Annotated in this window: 16 protein-coding genes and 2 tRNA genes; 9 read left to right on the top strand and 9 right to left on the bottom strand. The window is 67.2% G+C overall.

The window, feature by feature from the left end:
* Positions 1-68: 68 nt before the first annotated feature.
* The 3 genes from FBY21_RS24700 to FBY21_RS24710 all read left to right on the top strand — a co-directional run bounded on the left by FBY21_RS24700 (position 69) and on the right by FBY21_RS24710 (position 2,267).
* On the top strand, positions 69-1,409 hold the full coding sequence (locus FBY21_RS24700; RefSeq protein WP_142014484.1) for a dihydroorotase: 1,341 nt from the start codon (positions 69-71) through the stop codon (positions 1,407-1,409).
* A gap of 68 nt (positions 1,410-1,477) precedes the next feature.
* On the top strand, positions 1,478-1,888 hold the full coding sequence (locus tag FBY21_RS24705; protein WP_142014489.1) for a MerR family transcriptional regulator: 411 nt from the start codon (positions 1,478-1,480) through the stop codon (positions 1,886-1,888).
* Positions 1,881-2,267 carry a carboxymuconolactone decarboxylase family protein gene (locus FBY21_RS24710; RefSeq protein ID WP_142014492.1) on the top strand — a complete coding sequence of 129 codons (387 nt, stop codon included), beginning with the start codon at positions 1,881-1,883 and terminating at the stop codon, positions 2,265-2,267. The genes FBY21_RS24705 and FBY21_RS24710 overlap by 8 nt, the downstream gene beginning before the upstream one ends.
* Positions 2,268-2,325: 58 nt before the next feature.
* Here the strand turns inward: FBY21_RS24710 and ychF are convergent, their stop codons facing one another.
* The 9 genes from ychF to FBY21_RS24755 form a co-directional block, all read right to left on the bottom strand.
* Positions 2,326-3,426 carry a redox-regulated ATPase YchF gene (gene ychF, locus FBY21_RS24715; protein WP_044404449.1) on the bottom strand — a complete coding sequence of 367 codons (1,101 nt, stop codon included), beginning with the start codon at positions 3,424-3,426 and terminating at the stop codon, positions 2,326-2,328.
* Positions 3,427-3,465: 39 nt separating this feature from the next.
* Complete coding sequence (gene pth / locus FBY21_RS24720) at positions 3,466-4,050, bottom strand: aminoacyl-tRNA hydrolase (protein ID WP_044404452.1); 585 nt, start codon at positions 4,048-4,050, stop codon at positions 3,466-3,468.
* Between the two features lie 32 nt (positions 4,051-4,082).
* Positions 4,083-4,685 carry a 50S ribosomal protein L25/general stress protein Ctc gene (locus FBY21_RS24725; protein ID WP_044404455.1) on the bottom strand — a complete coding sequence of 201 codons (603 nt, stop codon included), beginning with the start codon at positions 4,683-4,685 and terminating at the stop codon, positions 4,083-4,085.
* 108 nt (positions 4,686-4,793) lie between these two features.
* Positions 4,794-5,735: a ribose-phosphate pyrophosphokinase gene (locus FBY21_RS24730; RefSeq protein ID WP_044404458.1), complete on the bottom strand. Its 942-nt coding sequence runs from the start codon at positions 5,733-5,735 to the stop codon at positions 4,794-4,796.
* An 84-nt stretch (positions 5,736-5,819) separates the two neighbouring features.
* Positions 5,820-5,894, bottom strand: a tRNA-Gln gene (locus FBY21_RS24735).
* Positions 5,895-5,950: 56 nt separating this feature from the next.
* Positions 5,951-6,025 (bottom strand) — tRNA-Gln (locus tag FBY21_RS24740).
* 34 nt (positions 6,026-6,059) lie between these two features.
* Entirely contained in the window at positions 6,060-6,911 is an 852-nt protein-coding gene (ispE, locus tag FBY21_RS24745) for a 4-(cytidine 5'-diphospho)-2-C-methyl-D-erythritol kinase (protein ID WP_142014497.1), read from the bottom strand.
* An 8-nt stretch (positions 6,912-6,919) separates the two neighbouring features.
* A complete protein-coding gene (gene lolB, locus FBY21_RS24750) occupies positions 6,920-7,537 on the bottom strand; it encodes a lipoprotein insertase outer membrane protein LolB (RefSeq protein WP_074973504.1) in 618 nt (205 codons plus the stop codon).
* Between the two features lie 3 nt (positions 7,538-7,540).
* Positions 7,541-9,268: a tetratricopeptide repeat protein gene (locus FBY21_RS24755; RefSeq protein ID WP_142014500.1), complete on the bottom strand. Its 1,728-nt coding sequence runs from the start codon at positions 9,266-9,268 to the stop codon at positions 7,541-7,543.
* A 186-nt stretch (positions 9,269-9,454) separates the two neighbouring features.
* On the opposite strand from FBY21_RS24755, the gene hemA reads away from it, so the two are divergent.
* The 6 genes from hemA (at position 9,455) to FBY21_RS24785 (ending at position 14,815) form a co-directional block, all read left to right on the top strand.
* A complete protein-coding gene (gene hemA, locus FBY21_RS24760) occupies positions 9,455-10,729 on the top strand; it encodes a glutamyl-tRNA reductase (RefSeq protein ID WP_044404469.1) in 1,275 nt (424 codons plus the stop codon).
* Positions 10,726-11,808, top strand: coding sequence for a peptide chain release factor 1 (gene prfA, locus FBY21_RS24765; RefSeq protein ID WP_044404472.1), 1,083 nt, complete (start codon positions 10,726-10,728; stop codon positions 11,806-11,808). The genes hemA and prfA overlap by 4 nt, the downstream gene beginning before the upstream one ends.
* 2 nt (positions 11,809-11,810) lie before the next feature.
* Positions 11,811-12,641 (top strand): peptide chain release factor N(5)-glutamine methyltransferase, encoded by an 831-nt coding sequence (gene prmC / locus FBY21_RS24770; RefSeq protein ID WP_142014503.1) that lies wholly within the window; start codon positions 11,811-11,813, stop codon positions 12,639-12,641.
* Positions 12,635-13,390, top strand: coding sequence for a molybdopterin-synthase adenylyltransferase MoeB (locus tag FBY21_RS24775; protein ID WP_074973499.1), 756 nt, complete (start codon positions 12,635-12,637; stop codon positions 13,388-13,390). The genes prmC and FBY21_RS24775 overlap by 7 nt, the downstream gene beginning before the upstream one ends.
* A complete protein-coding gene (murI, locus tag FBY21_RS24780) occupies positions 13,383-14,180 on the top strand; it encodes a glutamate racemase (RefSeq protein ID WP_142014507.1) in 798 nt (265 codons plus the stop codon). The genes FBY21_RS24775 and murI overlap by 8 nt, the downstream gene beginning before the upstream one ends.
* A 119-nt stretch (positions 14,181-14,299) precedes the next feature.
* Positions 14,300-14,815, top strand: coding sequence for an acyloxyacyl hydrolase (locus tag FBY21_RS24785; protein ID WP_142014512.1), 516 nt, complete (start codon positions 14,300-14,302; stop codon positions 14,813-14,815).
* Positions 14,816-14,962: the final 147 nt, after the last annotated feature.

The following is a 14,962-nucleotide window of genomic DNA, read 5'->3' on the forward strand; positions in this document are numbered from 1 at the left end:
GAACAGGTGGCCCTTGTCCCCATCGACCTGGGGCCCGGTTACCAGGCCCTGCAGAACGAGTTCCAGCCATGCACAACCTGCTGATCCGCAATGCCCGCCTGGTCAATGAAGGCTGCGAGTGGGAGGCCGACCTGCTGGTGCACAACGGCCGTATCGAACGCATCGACCGCAGCATCAGCGCCCGCCCGGACGTGCGGGTGATCGACGCCAACGGTCAGTACCTGCTGCCGGGGATGATCGATGACCAGGTGCACTTCCGTGACCCCGGCGCGCCCCACAAGGGCACCTTCCTCAGCGAGTCCCGCGCGGCGCTGGCCGGGGGCGTGACCAGCGTGATGGACATGCCCAACACCCAGCCGCCGACCCTGGACCTGGAGGCGCTGGCGGCGAAGGAGCGCCGCGCGGCGGCCTGTTCCTCGGTGAACTACGGCTTTCACTTCGGCGTGAGCCGGGACAACCTCGACACCGTGGCCCGGCTCGACCCGGAGCGGGTGGCGGGGGTGAAGGTGTTCATGGGCGCTTCCACCGGCAACCTGCTGGTGGACGACGAGGCGTCCCTGGAGCGGCTGTTCCGCGACTGCCCGACGCTGCTGCTGGCCCACTGCGAAGACACGCCGCGCATCCGCGAGCGCGAGGCGCAATGGGCGGCGGGCTACGGCGATGCCATCCCGCCCGACGCGCACCCGCTGATCCGCGATGCGGAGGCCTGCTACCGCTCCTCCAGCCGGGCGGTGGCGCTGGCCCGTCGCTTCGGCACCGACCTGCATGTGCTGCACATCACCACGGCGCGGGAGCTGGAGCTGTTCATCCCCGGGCCGCTGCCGGGCAAGCGCATCACCGCCGAGGTGTGCGTGCACCACCTGTTGTTCGATGACCGCGACTACCCGCGCCTGGGCCACCTGATCAAGTGCAACCCGGCGATCAAGGCGCCCTCCGACCGTGATGCCCTGCGCCGGGCGTTGCTGGACGGGCGGCTGGACGTGATCGGCAGCGACCACGCGCCCCACACCCGGGAGGAGAAGGCCCGGCCCTACGCCCAGGCGCCCGCCGGGTTGCCGCTGGTGCAGCACAGCCTGCCGGCACTGCTGGAGCTGGTGGCCGACGGGCTGCTGCCGCTGACGCTGCTGGTGCACAAGACCAGCCACGCGGTGGCGGAGCGCTTCGCCATCGAGCGGCGCGGCTACCTGCGCGAGGGCTACTGGGCAGACCTGGTGCTGGTGGAGCGCCTGGCCGAGCCTCGGCCGGTGGAGGCGGACCCGATCCACGCGCAATGCGGCTGGACGCCGTTCCAGGGCCGTACCTTCCGTCACGCGGTGCGCACCACGCTGGTGTCGGGCCAACTGGGCTGGCACCAGGGGCGCTTCGGGGAGGATTGCCAGGGGTTGCCCCTGCGTTTTCGAAGGCGCTGAGGGCGGTGCTTGACGTGGCACCGGCAAAGGGTTGACTTAGAGCGCGCTCGAACTTCTAGGATCGCCCCATGGAACCTCATCTCAGCATCGACGAAGTCGCCCGGCGTACCGGGCTCACGGCTCACACCCTGCGTTATTACGAGCGCATCGGGCTCATCGCCCCGGTGGGCCGGGCGCCGGGTGGGCAGCGGCGCTACGCGGCTTCGGACATGGCCTGGATCGAGTTCCTGCTGCGCTTGCGCACGACCCGCATGCCCATCGGCAAGATGCAGGCGTTCGCAGCGCTGAGGAGCGCCGGGGACCCGACGGTGCCGGCGCGTCGCCAGATGCTGGAGGCCCACCTTGCGGAGGTCCTGGCCGAGATCGAGGCGATGCGCCAGGCCGCCGATGCGCTGCACGCGAAGATCGAGCATTACCGCGCGTGCGAGCAGGCCCTGGGGCTGGAGCCATCAACCGAGAAGGGCAACGCAGATGAGTGACGAGAGCCGCTACCAGCGTGGGCTGGCGAAACTGAAGGAGATCGACGGCGAGGCCGGTGAGCGGGTGGTGGAGAGCCTGGCGGGCATCGCCCCGGACTTTGCGCGCTACCTGGTGGAGTTCCCCTTCGGCGACATCTATTCCCGCCCGGGGCTAGACCTGAAGAGCCGGGAGATCGCCGTGGTGGCGGCGCTGACCGCCCTGGGCAACGCCGCTCCGCAACTGAAGGTCCACGTGCACGGCGCGCTGAACGTCGGCGCCAGCCGCACGGAGATCGTCGAGACGATCATGCAGATGGCCGTCTACGCCGGCTTCCCGGCCGCGCTGAACGGCCTGGCGGTGGCGCGGGAGGTGTTCGAGCAGCGGGGTGAGGCGGCCTGAAGCACGAAGCCCCCGGCGGAGCAGGTCCGCAGGGGGCTTCGGGTAAAGCGGGGAGGGCTTAGACGTTGAAGCGGAAGTGCATCACGTCGCCGTCCTTGACGATGTATTCCTTGCCTTCCAGGCGCCATTTGCCGGCTTCCTTGGCGCCGGCTTCGCCCTTGTACTGGATGAAGTCGTCATAGGCGACCACTTCGGCGCGGATGAAGCCTTTCTCGAAGTCGGTGTGGATGACGGCAGCGGCCTGCGGGGCGGTGGCGCCGATGCGCACGGTCCAGGCGCGGACTTCCTTCACGCCGGCGGTGAAGTAGGTCTGCAGGTTGAGCAGGTTGTAGCCGGCGCGGATCACGCGGTTCAGGCCCGGCTCTTCCATGCCCATGGACTCGAGGAACATCAGTTTCTCTTCGTCGTCGTCCAGTTCGGCGATCTCGGCTTCGATCTTGTTGCACACCGGTACGACCACGGCGCCTTCTTCGGCGGCGATGGCCTTGACCACGTCCAGGTGCGGGTTGTTCTCGAAGCCGTCCTCGGCGACGTTGGCGATGTACATCACCGGCTTGCTGGTGAGCAGGTGGAAGCCGCGGATCACGCGCTTCTGCTCGTCGTCCATGTTCTTCATCAGGCTGCGCGCGGGCTTGCCTTCGGTGAAGTGGGCGATCAGTTGCTCCAGCAGGGCCTTCTGGGCGATGGCGTCCTTGTCGCCGCCCTTGGCGTTGCGGACCACTTTCTGCAGTTGCTTCTCGCAGCTGTCGAGGTCGGCAAAGATCAGTTCGAGGTCGATGATCTCGATGTCGCGCTTGGGGTCGACGCTGTTGGAGACGTGGATGACGTTGTCGTCCTCGAAGCAGCGCACGACGTGGGCGATGGCGTCGGTCTCGCGGATGTTGGCGAGGAACTTGTTGCCCAGGCCTTCACCCTTGGAGGCACCGGCGACCAGGCCAGCGATGTCGACGAACTCCATGGTGGTGGGCAGGACCCGCTCCGGCTTGACGATCTCGGCCAGGGCTTCCAGGCGTGCGTCGGGCATGGGAACGATGCCGCTGTTCGGCTCGATGGTGCAGAAGGGGAAGTTTTCCGCCGCGATGCCGGATTTGGTCAGGGCGTTGAACAGGGTGGACTTGCCGACGTTGGGCAGGCCGACGATGCCGCAATTGAATCCCATGCTATGTCCCTCGCGCCAATGGGGCGATTAAGAGGTGGATCATGCCTTCTGGCTGTGCAGTTTCTGCATCGCGCGGGTGAAATCCCCCGCGAGGATGTCGGGCAGCACGCCGAGGGCGAAGTCGATGCTGGTGTCGAGCAGTTCCTGCTCGCTGCGCGGCGCGCGGCCGAGGACGTAGCCGGATACCAGGCTGGCGTGCCCGGGATGGCCGATGCCGAGGCGCAGGCGATGGAAGCCGTTCTGGTTGCCGAGCTGGGCGATGATGTCGCGCAACCCGTTGTGCCCGCCATGGCCACCGCCCTGCTTGAGCTTGGCGACGCCGGGGGGCATGTCGAGTTCGTCGTGGGCCACCAGGATCGCGTCGACCGGGATGCGGAAGAAACCGGCGAGCGCCGCCACGGACTGGCCGCTGCGGTTCATGTAGGTGGTGGGGATGAGCAGACGAACGTCGCGGCCCTGGTGGCTGAATTTGCCAACGAGGCCGAAATACTTCTTGTCGAGAGACAGGTTGACGCGCTGGCTGTCTGCCACGCGCTCAACGAAAAGGGCCCCTGCGTTATGCCGGGTCTGGTCGTATTCGGGGCCTGGATTTCCCAGGCCGACGATCAGTTGTACGGCGGTCACGACAGGGGCCCTTCCTTTTCAGGCTGCGCGAATTACTCGGCGGAGCCTTCTTCCTTCGCTACGCGAGCAGCGTGGATGTTGGCAACTGCCAGGTCGTTGCCGTGGGCCAGGGCCACCAGCTCGACGCCTTTCGGCAGCTTGAGGTCGGACAGGTGAACGGTCTGACCCACTTCGACCTTGGCCAGGTCGACTTCGATGAATTCCGGCAGGTCTTTCGGCAGGCAGGAAACTTCGACTTCGGAGATGGTGTGGGAGATCTCGCCACCACCAGTCTTCACGCCAACAGCAGTGGCTTCGTTCAGGAAGTGCAGCGGTACGTGAGCGGTCAGCTTCTGGCCGGCAACGACGCGCTGGAAGTCAGCGTGTACGACGAAGCCTTTGGACGGGTGACGCTGCAGGGCCTTGATCAGAACGGTCTCGGTGGCACCGGCGACGTTCAGGGCGATCACGTGGCTGAAGGCAGCCTCGTTTTCCAGCAGCTTGGCCAGTTCTTTGGCCAGCAGACCGATGGATTGCGGAGCCTTGTCGCCACCGTAGACAACGGCGGGAACTTGGGCTTCGTTACGACGCAGGCGGCGGCTCGCACCTTTCCCCAGGTCGGAACGTACGGAAGCGTTCAGGGCGAATTCAGTCATTGCAGTTCTCCAAAATAGCCAAACCGCCCCGAGTGCTTGCGACCAGCATCTTGGGCGGTTAGGCAAAAAAGCCCCGCCGGAGCGGGGCGTTTTCGTCAGGCGCGTTCCTTAGCGGAACATCGCGCTGATCGATTCCTCATTGCTGATGCGGCGGACCGCTTCAGCCACGACCGGCGCGATATCCAGTTGACGGATACGGGAGCAGGCCTGTGCCGCGGCAGACAGCGGGATGGTGTTGGTCACCACCAGCTCGTCCAGCACGGAGTTTTCAATGTTCTCGATGGCACGACCGGACAGCACCGGGTGGGTGCAGTAGGCGTAGACCTTGGCAGCGCCGTGGTCCTTCAGGGCCTTGGCGGCGTGGCCGAGGGTGCCGGCGGTGTCGACCATGTCGTCGACCAGGACGCAGGTCCGGCCGTCCACATCACCGATGATGTGCATGACTTCGGACTGGTTGGCCTTGGGACGACGCTTGTCGATGATCGCCAGATCGACACCCAGGGACTTGGCGACGGCACGGGCACGTACCACGCCACCGATATCCGGGGAGACGATCATGAGGTTGTCGAAACGCTGGTCTTCGATGTCATCCACCAGGACGGGGGAGCCGTAGATGTTGTCCACGGGGATATCGAAGAAACCCTGGATCTGGTCGGCATGCAGGTCGACGGTCAGCACGCGGTCGATACCGACCACGGTGAGCATGTCGGCCACGACCTTGGCGCTGATCGCCACGCGAGCGGAACGCGGGCGGCGGTCCTGGCGGGCATAGCCGAAGTAGGGGATCACAGCGGTGATACGGGACGCCGAGGAGCGGCGGAAGGCGTCAGCCATCACCACCAGCTCCATCAGGTTGTCGTTGGTGGGCGCGCACGTGGGCTGGATCAGGAAGACGTCCTTACCGCGGACATTTTCGTTGATTTCCGCGCTGATTTCGCCGTCGGAGAACTTGCCTACAGAGGCATCACCGAGGGGGATATGCAGTTGACGTACGACGCGACGCGCCAGATCGGGGTTGGCGTTCCCCGTGAAGACCATCATCTTGGACACGCGCAGTACCTGCCGGCTGAGGGTGGACCTGATGAATTAAAAAGCTGTTCAAACGCCGAGGCTTTTGAACAGCTTCTTCGTGTATGGCAGGGGCGGCTGGATTCGAACCAACGCATGGCAGGATCAAAACCTGCTGCCTTACCGCTTGGCGACGCCCCTATATCGTTTAACTACCGTTGCAAGACCTGTTCTACCGAGGACCCTGGGAAGGGTTATGGCAGGGGCGGCTGGATTCGAACCAACGCATGGCAGGATCAAAACCTGCTGCCTTACCGCTTGGCGACGCCCCTGTATCGGTATAACCGGAGGACTTGCACACTTCTTTCAAGCCAGGCTTTCGAGGCGTCGATGCAGCATCGAGATGTTGCTGCCCTTGGCGACGAAACTTGGCAGAGTGGCCGGAAGTTGGCGGGCGACTTTATCAGCATCGTCCCGGTTTGGGAAGCTCCCAAACACACAAGCTCCGGTGCCGGTCAGTCGGGCCGATGTGAATTTGTTCAACCACATCAGTGCGTTACGAACTTCGGGGTAACGCTTCTCGACCACTGGCTGACAGTCGTTACGACTGCCCCCCTCAAGAAGGCTGCGAAGATTAATGGGCGCCGAATTCCGTGTCAACTCGGGATCGGTGAAAACTTCTGCTGTGCTGACAAAGACTTGCGGTACGGCGACGAGGAACCACGGCTCCTCCAGGGTGACCGGTTGCAGGCGCTCGCCGACGCCTTCGGCGAAGGCCGCGCGACCGCCTACGAACACTGGCACGTCGGCACCCAGTGCCAGCCCCAGCTCGGCCAGGCGCTCTTCACCGAGGTGCGTGCGCCAGAGGTGGTCGAGGCCGAGGAGGGTGGTGGCGGCGTCGGAACTGCCGCCGCCGATGCCGCCGCCCATGGGCAGGCGCTTGTCGAGCCAGATGTCGGCGCCCAGGCGGGTGCCGGATGCCTGCTGCAGGCTGCGCGCGGCGCGGACGATCAGGTTGCTGTCATGGGGGACGCCGGGCACCTCGGTGCGCAGGTGGATCTCGCCATCCTCGCGGAGCGAGAAGCCCAGTTCGTCGCCGTGGTCGAGGAACTGGAACAGCGTCTGCAGCTCGTGGTAGCCGTCGGGACGGCGCCCGAGGATGTGCAGCATGAGGTTGAGCTTGGCCGGCGCCGGCAGGATCAGCTGGGCGTCTTGCATGGCGGAACTCACTGGCCGAGCTGGCGCGGCTGCCAGTCCTTGATCACCAGGGTGACGTCGAGGTCGGCGCCCTTGAGCTTGATGCGCTCGGGCAGGGTGAATCCGTTCTGCTCGACGTAGCTGAGGTAGTTCACCTCCCAGCCGTCCTGCTCCAGGCGGGAGAGGTGGCTGTCGCTGTCGAGGGTCAGGCGGCTGCGGCTGTCGGGGGCGGGCAGGCCGCGCACCCACCATTGCAGGTGGGAGACGGGCAGGCGCCAGCCGAGCTGTTCTTCCAGCAGGGCTTCGGGGGATTCGGCTTCGTAGCGGCCCTGGTTGGCCACTTCCAGCACGATGGCACCGGGGTGGCCGGTGAGGCGGGCGGCGCCACGGCCCAGCGGGCCGGAAAGGCGGATGTCGTAGTAGTCGCGGCGTTGCAGCCAGAACAGGGTGCCGCTGCCGGAGTCCTTCGGTGCGCGGATGCCGACCTTGCCGGCGATCTGCCAGCCATCGAGGGCGGCGACCTGCTGCTTGTGGGCTTTCCAGAGTGTGGCGTCGCCCTTGCCTTCAACCGATTCGCGGGAGGTGAGGCCGGCGCAGCCGGTGAGCAGGAGCAGCGCCCCTGCGGCCAGTAGATGACGTAGACGCATGGATCAGAGGGTCTCGGAGCCGGTCAGGCGCTTCAGGGTGCTGCGCAGGATGGGGCTGTCGGGCTGGTTCTTCAGGGCTTCGGCCCACACCTTGCGGGCTTCGCTCTGCTTGCCATTGGCCCACAGCACTTCGCCCAGGTGGGCGGCCACCTCATGGTCGGGGAAGGCTTCCAGGGCCTGGCGCAGCAGGCGCTCGGCTTCGTCCAGCTTGCCCAGGCGGAAGTTGATCCAGCCGAGGCTGTCGAGGATGGCCGGATCATCCGGCTTGAGCTGGTGCGCCTGTTCCACCAGGGCGCGGGCTTCCTCGTAGCGGGTGGTGCGGTCGGCCAGGGTGTAGCCCAGCGCGTTCAGCGCCATGGCGTTCTCGGGCTCGCGCTCGATGATGAAGCGCAGGTCGCGCTCCAGCTGGGCCAGGTCGCCGCGTTTCTCGGCCAGCATGGCGCGGGTGTAGAGCAGGTTGAGATCGCCCGGGAACTGCTTCAGGCCCTGGGCGATGGTGGCCCAGGCATGGTCGATCTGCTGGCGCTCGGCGAAGTTCTCCGCCTCGATCAGGTACAGCTGGATGGCGTAGTCGGGCTGTGCCTCGCGGGCCTTGGCCAAGTGGCTGGCGGCTTCGTCGCCGCGCTTGGCGTCCAGCAGCAGCTCGGTGTAGCGCAGTTGCGCGGGCAGGTAGTCGTTGCCGGCGCCCACCAGGCCGTATTCGATCAGCGCGCTTTCGAGGTCGTTGCGCTTCTCGTAGACCTGGCCGAGGTTGAAGTGGGCGGAGTCTACGTGGCTGCCGCGTTCCACCAGTTCCTGCAGGTAGACCTGAGCTTCGTCCCAGGCTTCGCCTTCCATGCACACCAGGGCGAGGGAGAAGCGCAGGTCGTCGTCATCGGGGAAACGCTGCACCAGCCCGGCGAACTCGGACTTGGCTTCGTCCAGCCGGCCGGCCTCCACCAGCAGGCGGGCGTAGGTCAGGCGCAGGCGTTTGTCGTCCGGGTGCTGCTTGATGGCGCGTTCCAGCAGCGGGAGCGCGTCGTCGGTGCGGTCCAGGCTCTGCAGCAGGCGCGCACGCAGGAGGATCGGCGGGATCTGCTGGTCGCTGGAGGGCAGGTCTTCCAGCAGGGCCAGGGCGTCCTCGGTGCGGCCGTCCTGTTGCAGCAGCACGGCCTTGCCGAACACCAGCTGGCTGTTGTCCGGGTACTTGGCCAGCAGGCGGTCGAAGCTCTGCAGCAGGCCGGCGCGGGTGTCCGGGTCGGTCTCGGCGGCGGAGAGGGCGAGGAAGTCGAAATGGGTGTCGCCCTGCTTCTGCAGCACCTTCTCCATGTAGGTCATGGATTCGTCGTAGCGACCGCCACGGGCCAGCTGGATGGCGGCGGCGCGCTGGGCATCGAGGTTTTCGGGGGCGTTGGTGGCCCAGATCAGCGCGGTGTCCAGCGCGGCCTGGTCGGCGCCCAGGTACTCGGCGATGCGGAAGGCGCGCTCGGCGACTGCGGGGTCCTGGGTGGCGTTGGCCTGCTGGACGTAGTTGCCGAGGGCGATGTCGAAGCGGTTGCGCTGCCCGGCCAGCTCGGCGGTGAGCAGGGCGAACAGCGTGTCGCGGCTGAAGGACGCATAGACCTGGGGTTTGGCTTCGGGTGCCTGGGCACTGTCTTCCACCGGCGGGGTGCCGTCCGGGGATGAAGGGGCCAGGGTCTGGCATCCGCCAAGGAACAGGAAGGCGGTCAGCAACGCGAGGGATTTATTCATAAGGGGGAAAGGGCGACTAACCTGCGGTCGGAGCATCATGACACAAGCCGCCAGGCAAGCCCATGGGGCCGGGCCCTATAGATTGCATGGCGCGTATACAGGCCTGTGACAATGGCAAGCGGTGGTTGTTCTCACTGAATCGAAGTAGGACAATTGCGCGCCTTCCGTATCCGTTAGCGACCCTGCATGGCCTTTCTAGCCCTCGGTATCAACCACAAAACCGCCTCCGTGGATGTGCGCGAGCGCGTGGCTTTTACTCCCGAGCAGCTGGTCGAGGCCCTGCAGCAGCTGTGCAGCCTCACTCCCAGTCGCGAGGCGGCGATCCTCTCCACCTGCAACCGCAGCGAGCTCTACCTGGAGCAGGACGAGATCTGCGCCGACGAGGTGCTGACCTGGCTGGCCGGCTACCACAACCTCAGCCTCGAAGAGCTGCGCGCCTGCGCCTACGTGCACCACGACGCCGCCGCCGTGCGCCACATGATGCGCGTGGCCTCGGGCCTGGACTCCATGGTGCTGGGCGAGCCGCAGATCCTCGGGCAGATGAAGTCCGCCTACGCCGTGGCGCGTGAGGCCGGCACCGTCGGGCCGCTGCTGGGGCGCCTGTTCCAGGCCACCTTCAGCACCGCCAAGACCGTGCGCACCGACACCGCCATCGGCGAGAACCCGGTCTCCGTGGCCTTCGCCGCCGTCAGCCTGGCCCGGCAGATCTTCTCCAGCCTGAGCCGCAGCCAGGCGCTGCTGATCGGTGCCGGCGAGACCATCACCCTGGTCGCCCGCCACCTGCACGAGCAGGGCGTCAAGCGCATTGTCGTCGCCAACCGCACCCTGGAGCGCGCCAGCCTGCTGGCCGAACAGTTCGGGGCCCACGCGGTGCTGCTGGCCGACATCCCGGACGAGCTGGTCAACAGCGACATCGTCATCAGCTCCACCGCCAGCCAGTTGCCGATCCTCGGCAAGGGCGCCGTGGAGCGCGCGCTGAAGCAGCGCAAGCACAAGCCGATCTTCATGGTCGACATCGCCGTCCCCCGCGACATCGAGCCCGAAGTGGGCGAGCTGGACGACGTCTACCTCTACACCGTCGATGACCTCCACGACGTGGTCGAGGAGAACCTCAAGAGCCGCCAGGGCGCTGCCCAGGCCGCCGAGGAACTGGTCAGCGGCGGTGTCGACGAGTTCATGCAGCGCCTGCGCGAGCTGGCTGCGGTGGACGTGCTGCGCGCCTACCGCCAGCAGGCCGAGCGGCTGCGCGACGAGGAACTGGCCAAGGCCCAGCGCATGCTGGTCAACGGCGCCGCCCCGGAGGATGTCCTCGCCCAGCTGGCCCGTGGCCTCACCAACAAGCTGCTGCACGCCCCCAGCGTGCAGCTGAAGAAACTCTCCGCCGACGGCCGCTTCGATGCGCTGGCCGTGGCCCAGGAACTCTTCGCCCTCGACGAGGGCCCGGACAAGCACCCTCAATGAAAGCGTCACTGCTCAAGAAGCTCGACATCCTCCAGGATCGTTACGAGGAGCTCACCGCATTGCTCGGCGATGCCGAGGTCATCAGCGACCAGACCCGCTTCCGCGCCTACTCCAAGGAGTACGCCGAGGTCGAGCCGGTCATCCTCGCCTTCCGCGAGTTCCGCAAGGTGCAGGACGACCTCGAAGGCGCCCAGGCGCTGCTCAAGGACAGCGACCCGGACCTGCGCGAGATGGCCGAAGAGGAAGTCGCCCAGGCCCGCGAACAGCTGGTGGGGCTGGAGGCACGCCTGCAGCGCATGCTGCTGCCCAAGGACCCCAACGACGGCCGCAACGTGTTCCTCGAGATCCGTGCCGGCACCGGCGGCGACGAGGCGGCGATCTTCTCCGGCGACCTGTTCCGCATGTACTCGCGCTATGCCGAACGCCAGGGCTGGCGGGTGGAGATCCTCTCCGAGAACGAGGGCGAGCACGGTGGCTATAAAGAGGTGATCGCCCGGGTCGAGGGCGACAACGTCTACGCCAAGCTCAAGTTCGAATCCGGCGCCCACCGCGTGCAGCGCGTGCCGGAGACCGAGTCCCAGGGCCGCATCCACACCTCCGCCTGCACCGTCGCCGTGCTCCCCGAGCCGGACGAGCAGGCCGCCATCGAGATCAACCCGGCGGACCTGCGCATCGACACCTACCGCTCCTCCGGTGCTGGCGGCCAGCACGTCAACAAGACCGACTCCGCCGTGCGCATCACCCACATCCCCAGCGGGATCGTGGTCGAGTGCCAGGAAGAGCGCTCCCAGCACAAGAACCGCGCCAAGGCCATGGCCTGGCTCGCGGCCAAGCTGAACGACCAGCAGGAAGCCGCCGCCCACAAGGAAATCTCCGAGACCCGCAAGCTGCTGGTGGGCTCCGGGGACCGTTCCGAGCGCATCCGCACCTACAACTACCCCCAGGGGCGGGTCACCGACCACCGCATCAACCTGACCCTCTACGCCCTGGACGACGTGCTCGCCGGCAGCGTAGAAGCCGTCATCGAGCCGCTGCTGGCGGAATACCAGGCCGACCAGTTGGCCGCCCTCGGAGACTGACCGTGAGCATCATCGCCAGCCTGCTGAGCGACCCCCGCCTGCCGGACTCGCCCAGCCCCCGCCTGGACGCCGAACTGCTGCTCGCCGCCGCCCTCGGCAAGCCGCGCAGCTTCCTGCACACCTGGCCCGAACGGGTGGTCAGCGGCGAGGCCGCCGAGCGCTACGCCAGCTACCTCGAACGCCGCCGCCAGGGCGAGCCGGTGGCCTACATCCTCGGCCACCAGGGCTTCTGGAGCCTGGACCTGGAAGTCGCCCCGCACACCCTGATTCCCCGCCCCGACACCGAGCTGCTGGTGGAAACCGCCCTGGCCCTGGTCACGCTGCCCCAGGCCCGCGTGCTCGACCTCGGCACCGGCACCGGGGCCATCGCCCTGGCGCTGGCCTGCGAGCGCCTCGGCTGGCAGGTCACCGGCGTCGACCGCATCAGCGAGGCCGTGGCCCTGGCCGAGCGCAACCGCGAGCGCCTCGGGCTGGGCAATGCCGCCTTCCGCGAGAGCCACTGGTTCAGCGCCCTGGGCGCCGAGCGCTATGACCTGATCGTCAGCAACCCGCCCTACATCGCCGCCCAGGACCCGCACCTGGCCCAGGGCGACGTGCGCTTCGAGCCCAGCAGCGCGCTGGTGGCCGGTGCCGACGGGCTGGACGACATCCGCCTGATCGTCAGCCAGGCCCCCGCCCACCTGAATGCCGGTGGCTGGCTGCTGCTGGAACACGGCTACGACCAGGCCACCGCGGTGCGCGAACTGCTCGTCCGCGAAGGCTTCGAAGCCGTGGAAAGCCGCCGCGACCTGGGCGGCCACGAACGCATCAGCCTGGGCCGCCGGCCATGCTGAGCGACGAGGAACTGCTCCGCTACAGCCGGCAGATCCTCCTGCCGCAGATCGACGTCGACGGGCAACTCCGGCTCAAGCAGGGCCGCGTGCTCATCGTCGGCCTCGGCGGCCTCGGTTCGCCCGTCGCCCTCTACCTGGCCGCCGCCGGTGTCGGCGAGCTGCACCTGGCCGACTTCGACAGCGTCGACCTGACCAACCTGCAACGCCAGGTGATCCACGACAGCGCCAGCGTCGGCGTGCTCAAGGTGGAGTCGGCCATGACCCGCCTGGCCGCCCTCAACCCCGGCGTGCGCCTGGTGCCGATCACCCGCGCGCTGGACGAGGACAGCCTGGCGGCTGCCGTGGCCCAGGTGGACGTGGTGCTCGACTGCACCGACAACTTCGGCACCCGCGAGGCGGTCAACGCTGCCTGCATGGCGGCCGGCAAGCCGCTGGTGTCCGGCGCCGCCATCCGCCTCGACGGCCAGCTCTCGGTGTTCGACCCGCGCCGCGACGACAGCCCCTGCTACCACTGCCTCTACGGCCACGGCAGCGAAGCCGAGCTGACCTGCAGCGAGGCCGGCGTGGTCGGCCCGCTGGTGGGCCTGGTGGGCAGCCTGCAGGCCCTGGAGGCGCTCAAGCTGCTGGCTGGTTTCGGCGAGCCGATGGTGGGCCGGCTGCTGCTGGTGGATGCCCTCGGCACCCGCTTCCGCGAGCTGCGGGTCAAGCGCGACCCGGCCTGCAGCGTCTGTGGCGAGCGCCATGCCTGATCGGGCGCCGATCGGGGTCTTCGACTCCGGCGTGGGCGGCCTCTCGGTGCTGCGCGAGATCCGCGCGCTGCTGCCGGCCGAATCCCTGCTCTACGTGGCCGACAGCGGCCACGTGCCCTATGGCGAAAAGAGCCCCGACTTCATCCGCGAGCGCAGCCAGCGCATCGCCGACTTCCTCCTCGGCCAGGGCGCCAAGGCCCTGGTGCTGGCCTGCAACACCGCCACCGCCGCTGCCGTGGCCGACCTGCGCGCGCGCCATCCGCACCTGCCCATCGTCGGCATGGAGCCGGCGGTCAAGCCGGCGGCCCGTGCCACCCGCAGCGGCGTGGTGGGCGTGCTGGCCACCACAGGCACCCTCAGGAGCGCCAAGTTCGCTGCCTTGCTCGACCGCTTCGCCGGGGATGTGAAGGTGGTGACCCAGCCCTGCCCGGGCCTGGTGGAGCGCATCGAGGCCGGCGACCTGGCCGGACCGGCGACCCGCGAGTTGTTGCAGTGCTACGTCCAGCCCCTGCTGGAGGCGGGCTGCGACACGCTGATCCTCGGCTGCACCCATTACCCCTTCCTGCGCCCGCTGCTGCGGGAGCTGGTGCCGGAGTCGGTGAGCCTGGTGGACACCGGCGCCGCCGTGGCGCGTCAGCTGCAGCGCCTGCTGCAGGCTGGCAATGCCCTCGCCGAAGGCGAAGCAGCACCCTGCCGTTTCTGGAGTTCCGGGGATGCCGGCGCGTTGCAGGCGGTATTGCCGGTGTTGTGGGGGGAATGCGGCGAAGACGTGCAGCCGCTGCCGGTGTAAAAAAACTCTGAACTCTCCGTTCGTCGCCTTTCTCTTAGAACCAGCCACTCTATAATTCGCGCAATTCCTAGCGTGGTATCCCCTCCTGATCAGCCTTTTTTAATAAGGAAGTTTCCATCATGAAGAAACTGTTTTCCCTGGCTGCCCTCGCAGCCCTGTGCGTGGGTCCCGTCATCAGCGCCCAGGCCGCCGACGTCTCCCTCGACATCGGCCAGACCGGTGACTCCACCATGGTCTACCGCCTGGGTACGCAGTTCGACTTCGGCACCCGCTGGCTGGAAAGCAGCGTCGGCCACCTCACCGGCTACTGGGATGCGGGCTACACCTACTGGGACGGCGACGACACCGCCAGCAACCACAGCATTTCCTTCGCCCCGGTGTTCGTCTACGAATTCGCCGGCGAGACCGTGAAGCCCTACGTCGAGGCCGGCATCGGCGTGGCGCTGTTCTCCAGCACCGAGCTGGAAGACAACAAGCTGGGCTCCTCCTTCCAGTTCGAGGACCGCATCGGCGCGGGCCTGCGCTTCAACGGCCAGGAAGTCGGCGTGCGCGCCATCCACTACTCCAACGCGGGCATCAAACAGCCCAACGACGGCGTAGAGGCCTACACCCTGCACTACCGCGTCGCCTTCTAAGGGCCTGCCTATCATCGGCTGCGCGTCTCCGGGGCGCGCCGCCATGAACGGGTTCCGGGCACGACAAGCGCCCGCTCCCCTATGGGGAGCGGGCGTTCTGTTTCTGCATCGATCGATTTCCAGCGCCGCGAGCACCGGTCACCCCGT

The sequence above is a fragment of the Pseudomonas sp. SLBN-26 genome (genome assembly GCF_006715895.1).
Lineage (GTDB): Bacteria > Pseudomonadota > Gammaproteobacteria > Pseudomonadales > Pseudomonadaceae > Metapseudomonas > Metapseudomonas otitidis.